Below are 20,828 nucleotides of genomic sequence, written 5' to 3' on the forward strand. Positions count from 1 at the left end.
TAAGATACGCGTGGACAGGCGGTGCCGCCCGCGCGAGCCGGCGCGGCGCCGAAGTGGAAACAAAACTGGAAGGTCGAGGGTGATCAAGGTTCTATTCGTCTGCATGGGAAACATCTGCCGCTCGCCGACTGCAGAGGGCGTCTTCCGTCATCTTCTGCGCCAGAAGAACCTCGAGGACAAAGTCGAAGTCGATTCAGCCGGGACGCACGGCTACCATGTTGGCGAGGCTCCCGATCAACGGACGCAGCGGGCCGCCGCAAGCCGTAGTTACGATCTCTCCGACATGCGCGCGCGCAAGGTTGCCGCGCAGGACCTCGATTACTTCGACCTGATTCTGGCCATGGATCAGAACAATCTCGACGCCTTGAAGCGCATCTGTCCGCCCGACAAGCATGAGCGTCTCGGTCTGTTCATGAGCTACTCAAAGAATTTCGACGACGACGAAGTCCCGGATCCATACTATGGTCTGGGGCACGGCTTTGACCTCGTACTCGACATGATCGAAGACGCGGCGAGCGGACTGCTCGAGGGAATCGAGCAACAGCTGGTCGGCAAGGCGGGCGACGCACGCGGCGGCGACCAACTCGCGGCAAAGCTCGATCGCCCGGCCTGATCGCCCTCGTGGCAAACCCCGACGCCGCAGTCCGCACCACGGGCCGACGCGGATGGTGGCCGCTCGCTCAACCCGCACGCCCCGGTCGATCTGCACCAGGTAAGGTCAGCGAATCTGCCGCGGCGCTGGCCAGCGGAGCGGCAGATTCGGCTTTGGCTTGGTCAGGCGGTCATTCGCTCGACCAGCCGGGGACGCCTCAGAACTCGAAATCGTCTTCGTAGTACTCGAAGGCGCCGCGCTGCGGTGCCGCCGCCTTCTCCTGCTCACCCTTGCGCAGCTCGACCCGGCGAATCTTGCCCGAGATCGTCTTCGGCAACTCGCCGAACTCAATGCGGCGGACGCGCTTGTAAGGTGAGAGGCGGCTACGCAGGAAGACGAAAATGTCGCGCGCCAGTTCGCGGCTGGGTTCATGACCCGCACGTAGCGTCAGGAAAGCCTTCGGAACAGCCAGCCGCAGCGGGTCCGGACTCGGGACGACGGCTGCCTCGGCGACGGCCTCATGCTCGATCAGCACGCTTTCCAGTTCGAACGGGCTGATCCGGTAATCGGAAGCCTTGAAGACATCGTCGGCGCGTCCGACGTAGGTGATGTAGCCGTCTGCATCGACCGACGCGGTATCGCCAGTGTGATAGAAACCGTCGCGCATCACCTCGGCCGTCTTTTCCGGGTCATCGGCGTACGAAATCATCAGGCCAAGCTGGCGTGCACTCAGGTCGAGGCAGATTTCGCCTTCATCCGAGACATGACCGTCGCTGTCGACCAGGCGAACCTGGTAGCCCGGCATTGGTCGTCCCATCGACCCTAGTTTGACTGCTTGGCCCGGCGAATTGCCCACCTGCGCCGTTGTCTCGGTCTGGCCAAAACCGTCGCGCAGCGTGATCCCCCAAGCCTCCTTGACCTGGTCGATGACTTCCGGATTAAGCGGCTCGCCAGCGCCGATCAACTCGCGCACCTTGACCGGGTACTTGCCCAGGTCTTCCTGGATCAGCATGCGCCAGACGGTTGGCGGGGCGCACAGCGTGGTGACCGAACAGCGCACCAGCGTGTCGAGAATCGCCGACGCGGCGAAACGCGAGTAGTTGTAGATGAAGATCGTCGCGCCAGCGTTCCACGGCGCAAAGAAACAGCTCCAGGCGTGCTTTGCCCAGCCCGGGGAACTGATGTTCCAGTGCACATCGCCGGGCTGCAGGCCGAGCCAGTACATCGTCGACAGATGGCCAACCGGATAACTCTGATGGCTGTGCAGCACCAGCTTCGGCTTCGAGGTCGTGCCGGAGGTAAAGTAGAGGAGCATCGGGTCGGTCGCCAGCGTCGCGCCGTCCGGCCGGAAGTCGCTCGACTCCTGGTAGGCATCTTCCAGCGCGTGCCAACCGCTCACCGCGCCGCCGACCGTGATGCGCGAGTAGTTGCCCGGCAGGTTGGCGAACTTGTCGACGTGCGTATGGCCGATGATGACGTGCCGCACCTGACCGCGGTCGAGGCGGTCGCGCAGATCGTCCGGTGCGAGCAGCGTCGTCGCTGGCGTGAGCACGGCGCCGAGTTTGAAAGCGGCGAGCATGGTGTCCCAGAGCGCGACTTCATTGCCGAGCATCATCAGGATTCGATCACCGCGCCGCACGCCTTGTCCGCGCAACCAGTTGGCGACCTGATTCGAACGAGCAGACATCTGGGCAAACGACCTTGTCTGTTCCGATCCGTCTTCGTTGACCACCCACAGCGCTCGCCGATCGTTACCGGCTGCCATCGCATCAAAGTAGTCGATGGCCCAGTTGAACTCGGTCAGTTCCGGCCACTTGAAGCCGTCGTAGGCGGTCTGATAGTCGGTACGGTGCGCCAGAAGGAAATCACGTGCCTGCACGAAAGCGGAATATGACATGGTTGATCCTTTCTCGTTGATGAAGTCGGGGGACAGCAACACAACATTGTAAGTGACTTCTGCTTGCGCGTCGGCCAGTCGAGCGTGCTCAGGCGCGAAAAGACGTTCGAGGTAGCGCGCGTCGCCGCTGCCGTCTGACCCGGAAAACAGCGGTCGCCTGGCATGTTGCGATGCGCTAGAATGCGCCCATGTTCTATCCGGTGATTCGCCGCTTCTTCTTTTCGCTCGACGCGGAGACCGCACACGTGCTTGGCTTGGCGGGTGTCGATCTGCTCGCGGCCACCGGTGCCGGCTGCGTACTGAGCGGGAAGGTAGCAGCCGACCCGCTGCGGGTGATGGGGCTGGACTTTCCCAATCGCGTCGGTCTGGCCGCCGGGCTGGACAAGAACGGCGCCCACATCGATGCGCTGGCCAGCCTCGGCTTTGGCTTCATCGAGGTCGGCACGGTGACGCCGCGCGCACAGCCGGGAAATCCACGCCCGCGTCTGTTCCGTATCCCACAGCAGCGGGCGATCATCAATCGCATGGGCTTCAACAATGATGGCGTCGACCGCTTGCTGGCGAATGTTGCCGGCAGCCGGTTCAAACGCGGCGGCGGTATCGTCGGCATCAATATCGGGAAGAACTTCGACACGCCGATCGAGCAGGCCGCCGATGACTATCTGATCTGCCTTGATCGCGTCTATCCGGCAGCCAGTTACGTTGCGGTCAACATTTCGAGTCCGAACACGAAGAACCTGCGCGAGTTGCAGAAGGACGATGCGCTCGCCGCCTTGCTGGCTCGCCTGAAAGCAGCGCAGACCAGGCTGGCCGATGTGCACGGCAGCTACGTGCCGCTCGCGCTGAAGATCGCGCCTGATCTTGAAGATGGGCAAGTCCAGTTGATCGCCGACCTGTTGCGCCGGCACCGGATCGACGCGGTCATTGCCACCAATACGACGGTCGCGCGTAGCGGGGTCGAGGGCCTGCCAAACTCGGATCAGGCAGGAGGACTTTCCGGGCAACCACTGTTTGCGCGCTCGACCGCGGTCGTCAGTCAGTTGGCGCAAGCCTTGGCGGGAGAGCTGCCGATCATCGGTGTCGGCGGGATCATGAGCGGTACCGATGCGGCCGCGAAGATCTCTGCTGGAGCGAGTCTCGTCCAGTTCTACACGGGTTTCGTCTATCGCGGTCCCCAACTGGTCGCCGAAGCGGCCAAGGCGATTGCCAGCCTGCGGCAGGGATGACCGCAGCGCGCTCGACGGCGCTTGCGTACGGGGCTCGCGCCCGGGATAATCTCTCCGCTTCGGAACGTGCTGCCCAGCGTCCATGCCACAGCCATGACCCATTACCTGTTCATCATCGTCGGCGCCGTCCTCGTCAATAACGTCGTTCTCGTCAAGATCCTCGGTCTGTGTCCGTTCATGGGCGTCTCGAAGAAGCTGGACACGGCTTTCGGGATGGGCGCCGCGACCACCTTCGTGCTCACCGTGGCGACGGGAGCGAGTTACGTCATCGACCATTACCTGTTGATGCCTTTCGGGCTCGAATACCTGCGCACGCTGTCGTTCATCGTGACGATCGCGGCGATCGTCCAGTTGACCGAGATGGTCATTCAGAAGACCAGCCCACTCCTGCACCAGGTGCTCGGTATCTACCTGCCACTGATCACCACCAACTGCGCCGTCCTCGGGGTGCCGCTACTGAACGTCGCCAACCGTTTCAATTTCGTCGAGTCACTGCTTTTCGGGGCCGGCAGCGCGGCAGGTTTCTCGCTCGTTCTCGTTCTCTTTGCCGGTATTCGTGAGCGCATCGAAGGGGCAGACGTGCCCGTCTATTTTCGGGGTGCAGCCATCGCAATGGTTACTGCCGGGCTGATGAGCCTGGCTTTCATGGGCTTCGTCGGTCTGGACAAGTATCAATGATCGCCAGCCTGGCCATCATGGCGCTCGGCGCCATCGTCCTCGGCGCTGCGCTCGGCTACGCCTCGATCAAGTTCAAGGTCGAGGGTGATCCGCTGGTTGAAAAGATCGACGCCATCCTGCCGCAGACGCAGTGTGGCCAGTGCGGCTACCCCGGCTGCAAACCCTACGCCGAGGCGATCTCGTCGGGCGAAGCGGAAATCAACCTTTGCCCGCCTGGCGGCATGGACGGCGTGCGCAAGTTGGCTGATCTACTCGGCCGCGAGGTCAAGCCCCTGGCCGCCGAGGAGAAGCCGAAGCAGGTGGCGATCATCGACGAACAGACGTGCATCGGCTGCACGCTCTGCATTCAGGCGTGCCCGGTGGACGCCATCGTCGGCGCAGCAAAGCAGATGCACACGATCGTCGGGCCGCTTTGCACCGGTTGCGAACTGTGTATCCCGCCCTGTCCGGTCGAATGTATCCGCATGGAGCCATTGAGCGAGAATCTCGATAACTGGAAGTGGAAGTACCCGGTCTTCGAGATTCGGCGGGCTGCCTAGGGCCGGCTGATGCTGCAGCGACTGTTCAGCTTCAAAGGCGGCGTCAAGCCACAGACCAACAAGAGCCCGTCGGTACAGGAAGCGATCGGCTTCGCGCCGCTGCCCGCGCGCCTCTACGTGCCTTTGCACCAGAGCATCGGCGGGGCGGCCAATCCGCTCGTCCGCCCGGGCGAAAAGGTGGGCAAAGGCCAGTTGATCGGCGGTGCCGACGGCTGGATGTCGTCGGCGGTGCACGCGCCGACTTCGGGTCGTGTCCTGGCGGTTGAAGAACATGTCGCGACGCACCCCTCGGGGCTGACTACGCTGAGCGTTGTCATCGAGCCCGATGGCTGCGACGAGTGGGCGGAGCGCCAGCCGATCGATTACCGGAGCCAGCCACCTGAACGCGTACGCGAGGCCCTGCGCGACGCCGGGGTCGTCGGCCTGGGCGGCGCGGTCTTTCCCAGCCATGCCAAACTGGCGCCAGCGAAGTCCGTGGTGGTGCAAGACCTGGTGATCAATGGCGCCGAGTGTGAGCCCTTCATGACCTGCGACGACATGCTGATGCGCGAGCGGGCCGAGGAGACGGTGCGCGGTATTGCCATCTTTCGCGAGTTGCTGGCGGCGCAGCGCGTGCTGATCGGCATCGAGGACAACAAGCCGGAAGCGATCGCCGCAATGCGCAATGCGGTCGCGCACCTGGGCCTCGATTATGCGGTCGTGGCCGTTCCGACGCGCTACCCGGCAGGTGGTGCCAAGCAGTTGATTCGCGTGCTGACCGGCAAGGAGGTGCCGGCCAGTCGGCGGTCTACCGAACTCGGTGTGCAATGTTTCAACGTGGCCACCGTCTACACGGCGTACCGCGCGCTCGAGTTCGGCGAGCCGGTCATTTCGCGCATCGTCACGCTCACCGGCAACGTCGCCCATCCGCGCAATTGGGACGTCCGTATCGGGACGCCACTGCGCGACTTCGTAGCGCTCGGTGAGCCGCAGCGCGATACGAACGCTTTCCTGATGGGCGGGCCAATGATGGGCTTTGCCCTGCCCAGCCTCGACGCCCCCGTGGTCAAGGCGACCAACTGTATCATCGCCGGCTCGGCCGGACTATTTCCGCCGAATCCGCCCGAGATGCCGTGCATCCGTTGCGGAGCGTGCGCCGACGTATGTCCGCACGAGTTGCAGCCTTTCGAGCTGTATTGGTTTTCGCGGGCCCGGATCTTCGGCAAGACGCAGGAGTATCACATCTTCGACTGCATCGAATGCGGCTGCTGCAGCTATGTCTGCCCGTCGCACATTCCGTTGGTCCAGTATTTTCGTTTTGCCAAGAGCGAAATCTGGGCACGCGAGCGCGAGAAGAAGGCGGCCGACGCCGCCAAGGCGCGTTTTGAATTGCGCAACGCGCGCGAGGAACGCGAGAAGGAGGAAAAGGCCGAGCGGCTGGCGAAAGCGGCTGCCGCCAAGGCGGCTGAACGCAAGACCGTGGTGGCGCAAACCAACAGCGACGCGGCAGGCACGCCGCGCGCGCTCGAACCGCAGGACACGCCGCCGGCGACCGGCGAAGCGGCCGACAGCGCCGGCGCACTCGACGCTGAAGCGCTGAAGAAGGCGACGATCCAGGCTGCGATGGAACGAGCGCGCGCCCAACGCGCCGGACAAGCGGCGCGAAATACTGACCGCCTCACCCCGGAGCAGGCGAAGGAAATCGCCGCCGTCGACGCGCGCCGGGCACGGCAGGCAAGCAGCGCCAGTGCGCCGCCCGCGCCGCCTGAGCGCTCGTCCGATTCTGCCGGATCGGGCGATTGAGCGATGGACTTCTCGACTCCCCCTTATCTGCTGCTTGAGCGCACCAGCGTGCGGCGCATCATGCTGCAGGTGCTGATCGGTCTGTTGCCGGGAATCGCCGCCTACGTCTGGCTGATCGGACCGATCATCCTGTTCCAGTTGTTGCTGGCAACGATTGCTGCGCTGTCTGGCGAAGCCTTGATGCTTCGGCTGCGCAACCGACCGATGGCGATGTTTCTCACTGACGGCAGCGCGGTGGTCACTGCGTGGCTGGTCGCGCTGACCGTTCCGCCAATGGCGCCGTGGTGGTTGGTCGTCGTCGGCAGCCTGTTCGCCATCGTCATTGCCAAGCACCTGTACGGCGGGCTGGGGCAGAACCCTTTCAATCCGGCGATGGTCGCGTTCGCCGCGTGCATCGTCTCGTTTCCGGCGCTGATGTCACAGTGGCCGGTCATCGGTCTGCAACTTTCGCTGCGCGAGCAGTTCGAGCTGGTCGCCGGGCTGGCGCCGCGCATCGACGTGATGAGCGGAGCAACGCCACTCGATGCGATCAAGACCGCACTGAAGGTGAGCGAGGGTAGCGTCGATGTGCCGACGCTGCTCGCGACGCAAGAGGTGTTCGGCAACTTTGCCGGGCGCGGCTGGGAGTGGGTGACCACCGGTTACCTGCTCGGCGGCCTCTGGCTATGGCAGCGCAAGGTGATCGGCTGGCAGGCGCCGCTCGCCTTCATCGCCGGCCTCTCGTTACTCGCCGCAGCCCTCTGGGCATGGCAGCCGGAGCGCTTCGCCAATCCCCTGTTCCATCTCTTCTCGGGTGGCGCGATGCTGGGCGCCTTCTTCATCGTGACCGATCCGGTATCGGGTTGCACGACGGCCAAGGGAAGGCTCGTCTTCGGCTTTGCTGCCGGGGTTCTCGCCTACGTCATCCGCGTCTTCGCCGGATATCCTGACGGCGTCGCTTTCGCTGTCTTGTTGATGAACCTCTGCGTACCGCTGATCGACATGTACACTCAGCCGCCGATCTTCGGCATGAAAAAAGAGCGATGAGCTCGGCGGCGAAGACACCGAGTCCGCTCAGGATGGCCGCGCGCACGGCACTTATCCTGTTTCTCTTCGTGATCGCGTTCACCGGTCTGCTGGCAGCCGCCTATCAATGGACACGACCCGCGGTCGAAGCGGCGGCGCTGGCTGAGAAGATGAAACTGATCAGCGAGGTGCTGCCCAGCGAGCTGTATGACAATGACTTTCTCAGCGATGTCCGGCCACTGGCGGCGACGCCGGAGTTGGGCCTCGAGCAGGAATCGGCGGCGTATCGGGCACGCCGGCAGGGTGTGATCACCGCACTCGTCTTCGAGGCCGTTGCGCCTGACGGCTACTCGGGGAAGATCCGCCTGCTGATCGCGGTAGCCGCCGACGGAACGCTGCTCGGCGTGCGCGTCACTCAGCACAAGGAAACACCTGGGCTGGGCGATTACATCGAGCCGCGCAAGGACAAGAACAAGGAACATCCGTGGATCAGACAGTTCGATGGCCTGTCGCTGGCTGCGTTGGGCGAGCACGACTGGCGGGTGAAGAAGGATGGCGGACGCTTCGACTCGCTCGCCGGCGCGACGATCACGCCGCGGGCAATCATCCGCGCGGTACACAAAGCCTTGCAGCATTTTGCCAAACACCGCGCGGAGTGGTTGGCCGACGGCACCCGAGAGGAGAAAAGCGATGATCAGCCGCGCTGAGTTCAAGGAGATCCGGGATAATGGCGTCTGGCACCAGAATACCAGCCTGGTCCAGATCCTCGGCCTTTGTCCCTTGCTCGCGGTAACCAGCAACATGGTCAACGGCGTCATGCTCTCGCTGGCGACGATTCTGGTCATGGCGATTGCCAACGTTGCGGTGGCCGCCCTGCGCAACCTGATACCACACGAAATTCGGATTCCGGTCTTCATCCTGATCGTTGCCGCTCTGGTAACCGTCGTCGATCTCGTGTTCAACGCACAGTTTCATGAGCTGTATCAGGTGCTCGGCATCTTCATTCCGCTGATCGTCACGAACTGTATCGTACTGGCGCGCGTCGAGGCTTTTGCCAACCGCAATCCCCCGCTGCAGTCGGCCTTCGACGGCGTCTTCATGGGCGTCGGGATGCTGTGGACGCTGGCGCTGCTCGGCGGCCTGCGCGAGTTCATCGGCGGCGGCACGCTGTTTGCGGGCATCGACATGGTCATTCCGGCATTGCGTCCATGGCAGATCCTGCCGGAGGACTATCCGGGTTTCCTGCTCGCCATCCTGCCACCCGGCGCTTTCATCGTTCTCGGCTGCCTGATTGCCTGGAAGAACTGGGTCGAAGCACGGACGGCGGCGCGGCGCAGCCGAGGTCAGTCGGCAACGACGCTGGGCAAGCTGGTCGGCGGTGCCTGAGATGGCCGATTCGACAGGCCTGAGCGCGGCTGACATCGGTCGGATCTTTGCCCGTTTGCGGGAGTCAAACGAACAACCGGAAACGGAACTCGAGTTCGCGACGCCGTTTCAACTGCTGGTTGCCGTGATCCTGTCGGCGCAGGCGACCGACAAGAGCGTCAACCAGGCGACGCGTGCGCTCTTTGCCGATGCCCCGACGCCAGACGCCATGCTCGCTCTCGGCGAGTCCGGTCTGGTTCCCTATATCAACCGGATAGGACTCTTCCGAAGCAAAGCGAAAAACGTCATCGCAAGCTGCCGGCAACTGCTCGACAAGCACGCCGGGGAGGTTCCAGCGACGCGTGAAGCGCTCGAAGCCCTGCCCGGCGTCGGGCGAAAGACGGCGAACGTGGTGCTCAACGTTGCTTTCGGCGAAGCGACAATCGCTGTCGATACGCACATTTTTCGCGTTGCTCGACGGATCGGCCTGGCCAGCGGAAAAACTCCGCTGGCTGTCGAACGGGAGTTGCTGCAGTGTGTTCCCGAGGAATTCCGGCGGTCGGCGCATCATTGGTTGATCCTGCATGGGCGTTACGTCTGCAAGGCACGCCGGCCGGAATGCGCGCGCTGTTGCCTTGCCGATCTCTGCGCGCACAACGCTGTGGTCGGCCAATCGCTCGCGTCGTCAGATGTTTAATCCGACGCGAGAGCAGGTGCGCGACTTCTTCTGCCGCGCGTGGAAGAAACACCGCGAGCGTTCGCTGCTGGAAGGTGCCGAGGCTGCTGCGGTCGATGTGATCATCCGCCATCCCGAGTATCATGCTTTGCTCGCCGACCCGGCGCTCGCCGCCACACAGGAATATCCGCCCGAGGGCGGACAGCTCAACCCCTTTCTTCATCTGTCGCTGCATCTGGCGATTGCCGAGCAACTGAGCATCGACCAGCCGCGCGGAATCCGCGCGGCTTTTCAGGCCCTGGCCGCGCGCCTCGACCCGCACGCGGCAGAACACCGCATCCTCGAATGCCTGGGCGAAGCGCTCTGGCGCTCGCAAAGGGAGCGCACTGCAATCGATGCTGTCGCCTACCTCGAGTGCGTGCAGCGCGCAGCTAAAGGCTGAAGCTGATCTGCAGCGGAGGCCGAAGTGCCTTCGGGCCAAGGCGCTTCACCCGCCAGACGAGCGAGATCGTCGGGCGTGTTGATGTTGCAGAAAGCCGCGACTTCGTCGTCAAAAGCGACTTCGCAGGCGTTCAAAGTGCTGTACCAGAGGCCAGGCTGACGGCCGCCGTCGTGCAGGAACTGGGTGAGATGGGGCAGCAAGGCACGCCGGCAGAGGCAGAATACCGGCTGCCGCTGCGCGCAGGTTCGGGCGAGCGTCAGGTCGCACCGCTGGCTGGCCAGTGCGTGGTAGAGGCGTTCAACCAGATCGGCGGGCAGTCGCGGCGAGTCGCAGGGAACACAGGCGACGAGCGGATGCGTGGCGCTGGCCAAGGCCGCGTGCAAGCCGGCCAGCGGGCCGGCGAAACCCGGGACGCGGTCGCTGATTACCGGGTAGCCCAGACCCGCGTAGACGGCGATTTGACGGTTGGCATTGATCAGCACTTCGTCGACTTGCGGTCGCAGGCGCTCGACGACCCATTGCGCGAGCGGCTTGCCGGCGAGCAACTGCAGCCCCTTGTCGGCGCCCCCCATGCGGCGGCCCAATCCGCCCGCCAGCACGACTCCGCTGATCGGCGGGCGGTTCACCGGCGAAGCTGCAGCCCGCCCGGCGTTCGAACGCCTGGCGAGCGCCCGCGGGAAGGCGAGGGTGTCACCGGCACGCTCAGGCAAAGCCCGGCAGCCAGCCGCTGTCGGGTGCGTTGGCGAGGGGCTCGAGCATTCCCTGGAAGAGCGCTTCGATGACCGGCGGCTCGTGCCAGCGTTCGTTCATGAAGGTCAGGCCAACTTCTTCGACCAGCGCACCGCTCCAGTAGTGGCGGGCGACTTCGTCGAGCATCGCAAGGTTCAGGCTGTGCGGCAGCCGCAGGTAATCAAGCCAGCTGGAGTCGTGAAACGAACACGTGTACGTTCCCTTGCTGCGCGCGCAAACGAGCAGCTTTCCGCAGACGCGAGCCGGGTGCTTGCGGCGGAAGGTTTCGGCGTCCACGCGCGTGGCAAACAGCAGCAGCGCATGCAGGCGGCTGGGAAAGTGCTGATAGAGCCGTTGCCGGAAGTACTCCAGGTGGTACTCGGCAAAGTAATTCTGCACCGTCGTGAACTGATCTTCCGGCAAGGACTTGCCGAAAGGATTGCCGAGCAGGATATCCCAGCCGGGTAGTTCAGCGTCGGCGTCCAGCCACGCATAGAGCTCGATCGGTGCGCTGTCTCGCAAGAGGTGCTTCATGCGGCGATTCGATTTGATGAGCGATCAGGCACCAGCCACGCCGCCTGGGCTGCACCATTGCCTATTTGAGGCGACCGAACTTCTCGACCAGGCGGCCGAGTTTCTCGGCGTGTTGTCGCGCCAAAGCATCTGCTTCGCGCTGCACACGACGTTGCGCCGCCTGCTTCTCCAGCCGCTCCTTGACCAGTTGGCTGGCGTAAACACGTTGTTCAGGCGTAATCTCGCCCGCCGGATTACCTTCCAGATCAAGCCTGACCTGCGCCTTCTCGATCGCTTTCAGGTAGCGCAGGGAGTGCGTGTGTATGCCCAGCGCGATGCGCAAGTGCTTGCGATCAAGACCGGGGAGACGCGCCAGCAACTGCTTGTCTATTCCGATGGCCAGCGGGCGACAGTCGCGCAGGACAGGGAAGCTGTCGTGCAAATCTTTCAGGAGCTGACGCGCGCTCGCGCTATGGGCGCTGCCAGGATTCGTGGTATTCATCGCTTGTCGTGCCGCCGGGTCAGAAATGAATTCCGCGCATGATCTGCGAAAAGGCGATCTGGTCGGCGGTTTGCTGTTTCGATTCGGCGCTTGCGTGCGACGCAGCGCTCGAATCGGGGAACATGCGGAAACTGGTGTTCATCACGATCTGGGCGACTTTCGGCGTCAGCGAATGAAGCAGCGCACCAAAGATTCCGAGCCGCGTTGCGATGCGCACTGGCTTGTGAATGATCGCCTCGACGATCATCTCCGCGGCATCGTCCGGGCTGAGCGTCGGCACCTGGTCGTAAAGCTTGGTTGGCGCGATCATCGGAGTCTTGACGAGTGGCATGTTGATCGTCGTGAATTCGATTCCGCGGTCGGCAAATTCCGAGGCCGCGCAGCGCGCCCAGGCGTCCATCGCGGCCTTGGACGCCACATAAGCGGAAAAACGTGGAGCGTTGGTCAGTACGCCGATCGACGATATGTTGATTACGTGGCCCTTGCGTTTGGCGATCATGCCCGGCAGGAAGCCCATGGTCAGCCGAAGCGCACCGAAATAGTTGACCTCCATCGTCCGCTCGAAGTCGTGAAAGCGATCGAACGAGCTTTCTATCCCACGGCGAATCGAGCGCCCGGCGTTGTTGACCAGGATGTCTACGCCCCCGTACAGCCGGCTGATTTCCTCGACGAAAGCGGCACACTGCTCAGGGTTCGCAACGTCCACCGCGTAGGTGATCAGCTTCAGCCCGTCAGCCTCGAATTCGCGCCGGGTTTCCTCCAGCGCCTGTGCATCGCGCGCAATGGTCACCGCGATGGCTCCGGCTTCCGCCATCTTGCGTACGGTGGCTTTGCCTATCCCGGATGATCCGCCGGTGACGAGGACAAGCTTGCCTTCGATCTGGCCGCGCAGGGTGCGATCGATGAAGAGGTCCGGGTCAAGGTGGCGTTCCCAGTAATCCCATAGCCGCCAGGCGTAGGTGTCGAGCGGCGGCACGGCAATGCCGCTGCCGCGTAGCGCGCGTTGCGTTTCACGGCAGTCGAAGCGCGTCGGGTAGTTGATGAATTCGAGAATGTCGTCGGGCAGGCCGAGGTCTTTCATCACTGCGCTGCGGATTCGCCGTACCGGGGTCAGGGCAAACATCGCCTTGCGCACCGAACGAGGGATGAAGCCGAGCAATGCAGCATTGATCCGCATGGCCATCTCCGGCGCGTGCGCAGCACGCGCGAAGGTGTTGAGCAGATCGCCGACGCGCATCGGCGTTGGATCAGTCAGATGAAAACAATGACCGTCCTCGCCGTCCAGGTGGGCAATGTGATCCATTGCCGCAACGACGAAGTCCACCGGGACGACGTTGATGCGCCCGCCTTCGATGCCGATGGTCGGCATCCAAGCCGGAAACAGCTTGCGCATCTTCTGGATGAGCTTGAAGAAGTAGTAGGGCCCATCGACCTTGTCCATTTCACCGGTGCGCGAATCACCGACGACGATAGCAGGACGGAAGACGCGCCATGGCAGCGAACACTCCTTGCGCACGATCGCCTCCGAATCGTGCTTGGTACGGAAGTAGGGGTTGTCGAGGTTTTCAGCCTCCTCGAACATGTCCTCGCGAAAGAGTCCTTCGAAAAGTCCGGCGGCAGCGATCGAACTGACCAGATGGAAATGCCGGCTGCCAATCGCTTCCGCCAGGCGTACCGTGTTGCGCGTACCCTCGACGTTGGCCTGCTGCTGATCGGCAGCGCTGGCTTTCAGGTCGTAGATCGCGGCCAGATGAAAGAAGTGGTCGATGCGGCCGTTCAACCTGCCCAGGTCGGCTTGCGAGACGCCAAGCTGCGCCTGCGTCAGGTCGCCGACAATCGGAATGACGCGCGCTTCGTTCGTCTGCCAGTAGGCGTACAGTTCAGCCAGCCGCGGCATTTCGATGGCGCGCGTCAAGAAGTACACTGTGGCCTCCGGTCGCGCCAGAAGCTTGGCAACCAGGCGTTTGCCAATGAAACCGGTGGCGCCGGTCACGAAGTAGTTCATGCTTGTCTCCCTGGACTCAAGGTCGTCGTGCGAAGCCTGCCGTGGCTGGACACACACGCTCGGCGGGCAACTTTGCTGGTCTTTAGTGTGCGTCCTCTAGATATTGTCACTAGACTAGCTCCTGAGGGCAAGCAAAAAACTTGTTGACCTTTCGACAACGACGTTAAGGAGATGATGATGGGCAAGAAATTGCGTGATTTGGCGGGTGGACTGGCGGACAACCAACTGGCAATGACGGTCAAGGAATCGGCGCAGCAAATCTGGCTGGCCGGCCTTGGCGCCTTTGCCAAAGCGCAGGAAGAAGGCGGCAAGGTGTTCGACGCGCTGGTCAAGGAAGGCGAGAACATCCAGGCCAAGACGCGCAAGATGACCGACGAGAGGGTCGCTCAGGTCGCTGGCAAGGCGGCCGGGACCTGGGATCGGCTCGAGCAGGTCTTCGAGGACCGGGTTGCGCGCGCCCTCGGCAGCCTGGGTGTGCCGACCAAGCAGGATATCGACAGGCTGTCGAAACGCGTCGTCGAGTTGAGCGCGGCCGTTCAGGCGCTGACCGAAGGCAAGCCGGTGGCCAAGGCGCCAGCGCGCAGCGTGGCCAAACCAGCCGCCAAGGAGGTTGCCGAGGCGGAAGTGGTAGCCAGCCCGCCGGCGACAGCGAAACCCGCTGCAGCTAAGCCACGCGCGGCTGCCGCCAAAGCGGTTCCGCCGGTGACGCCGGCTGATGTGTTGAATACGATTCCGCAGAAAGCCGGCGAGTAAGCGGATCGGCGTTGCCGGGCGGTGGCGCGCTGCTGGCGCTGGCGCCTGGCTGCCTGCCGATGATGATCAGTCGTCCGGAGGCGTGGTGGCGCTACGCTGCCGCCGGTCTCCGGGGGACTGCGGTCAGTCGTGTGCCCGGCGGCACGCGCGCGGGAAATCACCCGCAAGAGTCGTTCCGCGCGGCGTTCGCGCAGTCTTCCCGGATTGAGAGGCCCTAGGCTATGGCGACGACAACGAGACGTTCGACGATCGGACTGGCACTCGCCGGTGGCGGTCCGGTGGGCGGGATCTACGAGGTAGGGGCAATGGCCGCGCTGGCCGAAGCCCTCGACGGGCTCGACTTCAACGAGTTCGATATCTATGTCGGGGTCAGCTCGGGTGCCTTCATTGCGGCTGCGGTGGCCAATCGACTTGCCCCGAGCAGCTTGGCGCGCATGCTGGTTGAAGACGACACCGAGGAGGTTTTCGATCCGGAAATGCTGCTCAGACCGGCGTTGGGCGAATACTTCCGGCGCGCACTGTCGGTTCCGGTCCTTTTCTGGACGGCGCTTCGCCAGTACCTGTCGGACCCGTGGCACTTGCGACTGATCGAGGCGTTCCAGGGCTTGAGCCACGCGATTCCGACCGGTGTATTCAACAACGCTGGGATCGACCAGCTGCTTCGGCGCCTCTTTTCGAGTGGCGGACGGAGCAACGACTTTCGCCAGCTCGACCACCGGCTGTTCATCGTTGCTACCGACCTCGATACAGGCGAGTCGATTCCCTTCGGCGCGCCGGGCTACGACGACATCCCGATTTCGGTCGCCGTGCAGGCAAGCGCCGCATTGCCCGGCCTTTTCCCGCCGGTCTTGGTCGGCGAGCGCTATTTCGTCGACGGCGCGCTGATCAAGACGCTGCATGCCTCGGTCGCCTTGCAGGAAGGCGCCGATCTTGTTCTGTGCATCAATCCGCTGGTGCCTTTCGACTCGCGTCTGGCTGCCCGCCGAGTGTCGCCGCAGGGCAACCTGTCGGCGGCCCCCGACCATCTGGTCGAGGGCGGTTTGCCGGTCGTCCTCGCACAGACCTTTCGCGCCATCATTCATTCGCGCATGCGCACCGGTATGGAGCGCTATCGCTTGGAGTTCAAGGGGAAGGACGTCGTCCTTTTCGAACCGACGCGCGACGACGTCGACATGTTCTTCACCAACGTGTTCAGCTATCGCGGGCGCCGCCGTCTGTGCGAACACGCGTATCAGCGCACGCGCAGCGAGTTGTACCGGCGGCGGCACGAATTGCGTCCGATCCTCGAGCGCCACGGTATCGGGCTCAATCTCGCTGTGCTCAAGGATCACAGTCGCTCGCTGCTCTCGCACAAGCGGCGACCAGACCTGGCGACGAGTGCCGCCGCGCTCGATTCGTCGCTGCATGACCTCGAGCTCTGGTTGCAGAGACGCCAGCCCTGACCGCAATGCCGATTTAGAGTGCCTGACAGCCGGGGTTCCCTGCGCTCGCCCCGGGTGCTATGCTGGCCGTTCGTCAAACATCGAAGTAGGGCAGGGCGGGCGGCGGATGGAAAGAAAACCCAAGCGGCGAACGCGCGAGCGCATCATCGAAACGAGCCTTCGCCTGTTCAACGAGTTCGGTGAGCCGAACGTCACGACGACGGTGATCGCCGATGAGATGAACATCAGCCCAGGGAATTTGTATTACCACTTCCATAACAAAGATGAAATCATCGAAGCGATCTTCTCGGTCTTCGAACGGCAGATCGAGGAAACACTCGCCGCGCCGACACGGCGTTTGGCCAACGTCGAGGACATCTGGCTATTCCTGCATCTGCTTTTTGAAGAAATCTGGGCCTATCGTTTCTTCTACCGTGATTTGAACGACTTGTTGACGCGCAACCGGCTGCTCGAAATCCATTTCTGTCGAATCCTGGCGCACAAGGTGCGTACCGCGCAGACGCTGTGCGATGGCCTGGTGTCTACCGGGGCGATGCGCGCGACTGCGCCGGAACGGCGTGCGCTGGCGATCAACGTGGCGGTGCTGGCGAGTTACTGGCTGTCCTTCGAGTACGCACGTGACCCGCGTGCCAAAGCCGAGACCAACCGTCTCGGGCGCGGCGTCTATCAGGTGATGGCGATGCTTTCGCCGTTTCTGGTTGGCGACGCGAAGGGGCTGTTCGACAGGTTGGCGCGCGAATACGTTGCGCCGTAGACGAGCATCAATCCATCTTACGACTCTGGAGGAAGAAGAATGGCGTGGACAAAGTTTCCGTATGCCGACACGCGCTACCGTTATGCCGGACCGGCTCTCGCCGACCACTGGCAACGTCTGCACCGGGGCGATTGCGAGCCGTTTCCCGACGATCCGGCAGTGCAGGAGGCTTGGCGCAGCTATCACGCGGGCGACTTCGGGCAGGCCGTCGAGAGTGGCGTCGCGTGCGGTCTGGCAGGCTACAACGCGGCCAACAAGGCGGCCGCGATCTATGCCAATTATCTGGAGACCGACGATCGGCGCAAATGCGAGCTGTTGCTCGAGGTTGCCAAGCGCTGTGAAGAACTGCAGACGAAGGCGCCAGCCGATGCCAACGGCTGGTATCTGCACGCTTACGCGCTCGGTCGCTATAGCCAGAGCATTTCGGTGGCCAAGGCATTGGCGCAGGGGCTGGGCGGCAAGATCAAGCACAGCCTGACGCGGGCGATCGAGTTGCAGCCGCGCCACGCCGATGCGCACACAGCACTCGGCGCCTACCATGCCGAGGTGATCGACAAGGTGGGCGCGCTGGTCGGTGGCATGACCTACGGAGCGAAGAAAAGCAGTGGCCACGAACTGCTCGAGAAAGCGTTGCAACTCAATCCGGACTCGGCTATCGCCCGGATCGAGTTCGCCAACGCCCTGGTCATGATGTACGGCAAGGCGAAGATGAAGGAGGCCGAACGGCTCTATCGCGAAGCGGCGGGGTGTCAGCCGATGGACGCGATGGAGCGACTCGACGTTGAGGCGGCGAAAGCGGAGATGGCCGACTGATCAGCCGGCAGCGGTCGGGAAGTTCTCGTCGAAAAAGCGGTGAATTTCCCGTTCTATCGTTGACTTGAACGCCGCGAGCAGGAAACCGAGCCGAATATCGAGCGCAACCTCGCGACTGTCGAGCGTCAGTTGGCCGCTGACGCCCGAGCGCTTGAATTGCAGGATATCGCCGTGCCAGGCGTAGTTCAGCGCGAACTCCTTTTTCAGTTCGGCAGCCATCTGTTCGGCGGCAGCGCGTGCCTCGGCATGGGTCTTGCCATGCGGGCGACGGATGATGATCTCGCTCATGTCACGGGTCCTTAGCAGTTACGCCAGCTCTGCGCAGAGAGAACGAAAAGCCGCGTAGCGTCGCGGGCTGATTTTACCCTCGCGCAGCGCAGCCAGAACACTGCAGTCGGGTTCGCGCTCGTGCATGCAATCGCGGAATCGGCATTGACCGAGCAGCGGGCGCAGCTCACGGAACGCTTCGGCGATAGCGGCCAGCGACAGATGCCGCAGGCCGAAGGCCATCAGGCCAGGTGAGTCGATCAAGGTCGCATTCTCGCCGAAATGGTAGAGGCTGGCGTGCGTGGTCGTGTGCCGGCCTGTCTTGAGTGCCTGCGAGACCGGACGTATGGCCGCCTGCGCATGCGGGATCAGCGCATTGGTCAGCGTTGACTTGCCCATCCCGGATTGCCCGATGAGCAGGCTGGTATGCCTCGCCAGGCAGGGTTCGATGCCCGTCGTGTCGTAGCGTGCGGCCAGTTCAAGCACGCGGTAACCGAGTTCGCGATAGGGGGCGAGCAGCGCCCTGGCATCAGCCAGCCGTTCAAGCAGGTCACACTTGTTGAGCACGATGAGGATCTCGATTCCTTGGCTTTCGGCGGCGACGATGCAGCGGGTGACCAGTTCATCGGAAAACGACGGCTCGGTCGCGACGACGATGATGATTTGCGTCACGTTTGCCGCGATCAGCTTCTGTTTCCAGCGGTCCGAGCGATAGAGCAGCGTCTGTCGTGGCGTGAGCGCGCCAATCACGCCTTGTCCAGGACTCACCTGCTCGACGATCACCTGGTCGCCGCACACCAGTTCACTTTTCTTGCCGCGAGGCAGGCAGATCAGCGTCGTGCGGTCGGCCAGCTCAACCCGGTATTGCCGTCCGTGCGCCGCGACGACGAGGCCGGCGAGTTTCAAAGGCTCTCCTGCAGGCGGGCGATGCGCAAACCCGCCGGCGGGTGAGAATCGTAGAACAGCGAGTGCACGGGATCGGGAGTGAGCGTCGCCGCGTTATCCTCGTAGAGCTTGACCAGCGCGCTGATCAGCGCGCTTGCCGAAACCTGTTCGGCCGCATAGCGATCCGCCGCGAACTCGTCGCGCCGTGCTGCCAGGCTGAACAAGGGCGTGAGCATGAAGGTGAACACGGGGAAGACAAGAATGAAGAGCTGCAGGCCGATGGCCGTGTTCATCGTGTCCACGCCGAGACCGAGGTAGAACCAGCGCTCGTCGATCAGTTGGCCAAGCAGCGCGAGCAAAGCCAGGGCTCCGGCGAAGTGCAGCATGATCCGCTTAAGGACATGGCGATGCTTGAAGTGACCCAGCTCGTGCGCCAGCACCGCTTCGACCTCGGCCGGCTGCAGGCGGTTGAGCAGCGTGTCGAAGAAGACGATGCGCTTGGTCCGCCCGTAACCGGTGAAGTAGGCATTACCGTGACTCGAGCGCCGCGATCCGTCCATGACAAACAGGCCTGAAGTGGCAAAGCCACTGCGCGCCAGCAAAGCTTCGACGCGCCGGCGCAGCGAATCGTCGTCGAGTGGCGAGAATTTGTTGAACAGGGGTGCAATCCAGCTCGGGTAGACGAAAAGAACGAGCAGATTGAAGCTGCACCAGAAGAGCCAGACCGACCACCACCAGTTTGCTCCCATCGCCTCCATCAGCCAGAGGACGACGCCCAGCACCGGCATGCCGATGAGCACGGCAAGCAGCGCACCCTTCGCCTGGTCAGCGATGAAGAGGCGCAGGCTCGTCCGGTTGAAGCCGAAGCGCTCTTCGATCACGAACTGCCGATAAAGCGCCAGCGGCAGGTCGAGTAGTGCGCCAAGCGCGAGTACGCTGAAAATCAGCGCCACACCGTAGGCCACTCCGGCAAGTTCGGCCGACCAGAGTTCGTGCAATCGCTGCAACCCGCCGCCAAGCGTCAAGGCGAGCAGAATCGCCAGATCGAGCGCGAGACTGACCCGGCCAAGCGATGTCCGCGCCAGCGTGTAGTCGGCCGCCTTCTGGTGCGCAGCAAGCTCGATCCGGGCGCTGAAGTTGGCCGGAACCTGAGCGCGGTGTGCGGCGACGTGCGCCATCTGACGCTGCGCCAGCCAAAGACGCGTGCTGGCGGTGAGCAGGCAGGCAGCCAGGAAGACGAAAGAGAACGTGTTGGGCATGGGGCTGTGACAGAATGGCGGCTTCGTACGGTTTGAGGCGGATTATATGACACAGGCTGTGACTTCCCTCGTCTGGCTGGACATGGAGATGACCGGTCTCGATCCGGAGCGCGAGCGGATCATCGAGCTGGCGATCGTGGTGACCGACGAAAGCCTGGCGACGATCAGCGAGTCGCCAGTCTGGGTCGTGCACCAGGACAATGCCTGCCTGGAAGCGATGGACGAGTGGAATCGTACGACGCACGCTCGCTCAGGCCTGATCGAGCGCGTTCGGGCTTCGCTGCTCGACGAAGCAAGCGTCGAAGCGGCAGCGCTCGCTTTTGTCCAGGCACACGTCCCGCCGTCGACGAGTCCGCTGTGCGGCAACTCGATCGGCCAGGACCGGCGCTTCCTGTACAAGTACATGCCGCGCCTGGAAGCGTGGTTTCACTACCGCAACCTCGATGTCAGCACGTTGAAGGAGTTGTGTCGGCGCTGGCGGCCCGATCTGGCCAGTGGCTTGCGCAAACGTGGCGAGCATACGGCGCTGGCCGACATTCGCGAGTCGATCGCCGAACTCAGGTATTACCGCGAGCATTTTCTGCGCACCTGACGCGAGACGGCGAAGCAGTCACCCGATCGCTGCGGCGCCGGCCGTCTGCAGCGACTTCGTCGAGCACCAGCGCAGTGCATCGAGGTACCTGATGCACCAATAGCCGGCGCGT

Annotated in this window: 23 protein-coding genes; 15 read left to right on the forward strand and 8 right to left on the reverse strand. The window is 63.2% G+C overall.

What is annotated here, in order from left to right:
• Window positions 1–79 precede the first annotated feature (79 nt).
• The gene (locus tag Q1L59_RS04935) at window positions 80–613 is read left to right on the forward strand and encodes a low molecular weight protein-tyrosine-phosphatase (RefSeq protein WP_300328880.1); all 534 of its coding nucleotides are present in this window, start codon (window positions 80–82) and stop codon (window positions 611–613) included.
• A 196-nt stretch (window positions 614–809) separates the two neighbouring features.
• Here Q1L59_RS04935 and Q1L59_RS04940 read toward each other — a convergent pair whose 3' ends face one another.
• Window positions 810–2,489, reverse strand: coding sequence for an AMP-binding protein (locus tag Q1L59_RS04940; protein WP_300328883.1), 1,680 nt, complete (start codon window positions 2,487–2,489; stop codon window positions 810–812).
• Between the two features lie 188 nt (window positions 2,490–2,677).
• Between Q1L59_RS04940 and Q1L59_RS04945 the strand changes: the two genes are divergently transcribed.
• The 9 genes from Q1L59_RS04945 (at window position 2,678) to Q1L59_RS04985 (ending at window position 10,202) form a co-directional block, all read left to right on the forward strand.
• A complete protein-coding gene (locus Q1L59_RS04945; protein WP_300328886.1) occupies window positions 2,678–3,715 on the forward strand; it encodes a quinone-dependent dihydroorotate dehydrogenase in 1,038 nt (345 codons plus the stop codon).
• A gap of 93 nt (window positions 3,716–3,808) precedes the next feature.
• Window positions 3,809–4,393 (forward strand): electron transport complex subunit RsxA, encoded by a 585-nt coding sequence (rsxA, locus tag Q1L59_RS04950; RefSeq protein ID WP_300328889.1) that lies wholly within the window; start codon window positions 3,809–3,811, stop codon window positions 4,391–4,393.
• Complete coding sequence (rsxB, locus tag Q1L59_RS04955; protein ID WP_300328892.1) at window positions 4,390–4,932, forward strand: electron transport complex subunit RsxB; 543 nt, start codon at window positions 4,390–4,392, stop codon at window positions 4,930–4,932. Before rsxA ends, rsxB begins: the two co-directional genes overlap by 4 nt.
• A gap of 9 nt (window positions 4,933–4,941) precedes the next feature.
• Window positions 4,942–6,714 carry an electron transport complex subunit RsxC gene (gene rsxC / locus Q1L59_RS04960; RefSeq protein ID WP_300328895.1) on the forward strand — a complete coding sequence of 591 codons (1,773 nt, stop codon included), beginning with the start codon at window positions 4,942–4,944 and terminating at the stop codon, window positions 6,712–6,714.
• A 3-nt stretch (window positions 6,715–6,717) separates the two neighbouring features.
• Complete coding sequence (locus Q1L59_RS04965) at window positions 6,718–7,740, forward strand: RnfABCDGE type electron transport complex subunit D (RefSeq protein ID WP_300328898.1); 1,023 nt, start codon at window positions 6,718–6,720, stop codon at window positions 7,738–7,740.
• Entirely contained in the window at window positions 7,737–8,426 is a 690-nt protein-coding gene (gene rsxG / locus Q1L59_RS04970; protein ID WP_300328900.1) for an electron transport complex subunit RsxG, read from the forward strand. Before Q1L59_RS04965 ends, rsxG begins: the two co-directional genes overlap by 4 nt.
• A complete protein-coding gene (locus tag Q1L59_RS04975; protein WP_300328903.1) occupies window positions 8,410–9,105 on the forward strand; it encodes an electron transport complex subunit E in 696 nt (231 codons plus the stop codon). Before rsxG ends, Q1L59_RS04975 begins: the two co-directional genes overlap by 17 nt.
• Window position 9,106: 1 nt before the next feature.
• A complete protein-coding gene (nth, locus tag Q1L59_RS04980) occupies window positions 9,107–9,781 on the forward strand; it encodes an endonuclease III (RefSeq protein WP_300328906.1) in 675 nt (224 codons plus the stop codon).
• The gene (locus tag Q1L59_RS04985; RefSeq protein WP_300328909.1) at window positions 9,774–10,202 is read left to right on the forward strand and encodes a DUF1841 family protein; all 429 of its coding nucleotides are present in this window, start codon (window positions 9,774–9,776) and stop codon (window positions 10,200–10,202) included. The genes nth and Q1L59_RS04985 overlap by 8 nt, the downstream gene beginning before the upstream one ends.
• On the opposite strand, the gene mobA is transcribed toward Q1L59_RS04985, so the two are convergent.
• The 4 genes from mobA to Q1L59_RS05005 all read right to left on the reverse strand — a co-directional run bounded on the left by mobA (window position 10,166) and on the right by Q1L59_RS05005 (window position 13,951).
• On the reverse strand, window positions 10,166–10,828 hold the full coding sequence (gene mobA / locus Q1L59_RS04990) for a molybdenum cofactor guanylyltransferase MobA (RefSeq protein WP_300328912.1): 663 nt from the start codon (window positions 10,826–10,828) through the stop codon (window positions 10,166–10,168). The genes Q1L59_RS04985 and mobA overlap by 37 nt on opposite strands.
• A gap of 76 nt (window positions 10,829–10,904) precedes the next feature.
• Window positions 10,905–11,465 carry a hypothetical protein gene (locus Q1L59_RS04995; protein ID WP_300328915.1) on the reverse strand — a complete coding sequence of 187 codons (561 nt, stop codon included), beginning with the start codon at window positions 11,463–11,465 and terminating at the stop codon, window positions 10,905–10,907.
• 61 nt (window positions 11,466–11,526) lie between these two features.
• The gene (locus tag Q1L59_RS05000; protein WP_300328918.1) at window positions 11,527–11,946 is read right to left on the reverse strand and encodes a ProQ/FinO family protein; all 420 of its coding nucleotides are present in this window, start codon (window positions 11,944–11,946) and stop codon (window positions 11,527–11,529) included.
• A 19-nt stretch (window positions 11,947–11,965) separates the two neighbouring features.
• Window positions 11,966–13,951 carry an SDR family oxidoreductase gene (locus tag Q1L59_RS05005; protein WP_300328921.1) on the reverse strand — a complete coding sequence of 662 codons (1,986 nt, stop codon included), beginning with the start codon at window positions 13,949–13,951 and terminating at the stop codon, window positions 11,966–11,968.
• Window positions 13,952–14,128: 177 nt separating this feature from the next.
• On the opposite strand from Q1L59_RS05005, the gene Q1L59_RS05010 reads away from it, so the two are divergent.
• From Q1L59_RS05010 to Q1L59_RS05025, 4 genes are all read left to right on the forward strand, one after another.
• Entirely contained in the window at window positions 14,129–14,704 is a 576-nt protein-coding gene (locus Q1L59_RS05010) for a phasin family protein (protein WP_300328924.1), read from the forward strand.
• A gap of 221 nt (window positions 14,705–14,925) precedes the next feature.
• Entirely contained in the window at window positions 14,926–16,146 is a 1,221-nt protein-coding gene (locus Q1L59_RS05015; RefSeq protein ID WP_300328928.1) for a patatin-like phospholipase family protein, read from the forward strand.
• A gap of 106 nt (window positions 16,147–16,252) precedes the next feature.
• A complete protein-coding gene (locus tag Q1L59_RS05020; RefSeq protein ID WP_300328931.1) occupies window positions 16,253–16,900 on the forward strand; it encodes a TetR/AcrR family transcriptional regulator in 648 nt (215 codons plus the stop codon).
• A 39-nt stretch (window positions 16,901–16,939) separates the two neighbouring features.
• Window positions 16,940–17,713: a hypothetical protein gene (locus Q1L59_RS05025; protein WP_300328934.1), complete on the forward strand. Its 774-nt coding sequence runs from the start codon at window positions 16,940–16,942 to the stop codon at window positions 17,711–17,713.
• Here Q1L59_RS05025 and Q1L59_RS05030 read toward each other — a convergent pair whose 3' ends face one another.
• The 3 genes from Q1L59_RS05030 to Q1L59_RS05040 are packed head-to-tail and all read right to left on the reverse strand — an operon-like array spanning window position 17,714 to window position 20,124.
• Window positions 17,714–18,001 (reverse strand): polyhydroxyalkanoic acid system family protein, encoded by a 288-nt coding sequence (locus tag Q1L59_RS05030; protein ID WP_300328938.1) that lies wholly within the window; start codon window positions 17,999–18,001, stop codon window positions 17,714–17,716.
• A gap of 18 nt (window positions 18,002–18,019) precedes the next feature.
• A complete protein-coding gene (gene rsgA / locus Q1L59_RS05035; RefSeq protein ID WP_300328941.1) occupies window positions 18,020–18,886 on the reverse strand; it encodes a ribosome small subunit-dependent GTPase A in 867 nt (288 codons plus the stop codon).
• On the reverse strand, window positions 18,883–20,124 hold the full coding sequence (locus Q1L59_RS05040) for a M48 family metallopeptidase (protein ID WP_300328943.1): 1,242 nt from the start codon (window positions 20,122–20,124) through the stop codon (window positions 18,883–18,885). The genes rsgA and Q1L59_RS05040 overlap by 4 nt, the downstream gene beginning before the upstream one ends.
• 46 nt (window positions 20,125–20,170) lie before the next feature.
• On the opposite strand from Q1L59_RS05040, the gene orn reads away from it, so the two are divergent.
• A complete protein-coding gene (gene orn / locus Q1L59_RS05045) occupies window positions 20,171–20,716 on the forward strand; it encodes an oligoribonuclease (RefSeq protein WP_300328946.1) in 546 nt (181 codons plus the stop codon).
• The last annotated feature ends 112 nt before the right edge of the window (window positions 20,717–20,828 follow it).

The sequence above is a fragment of the Accumulibacter sp. genome, from assembly GCF_029255125.1.
In the GTDB taxonomy this organism is placed as follows: domain Bacteria; phylum Pseudomonadota; class Gammaproteobacteria; order Burkholderiales; family Rhodocyclaceae; genus Accumulibacter.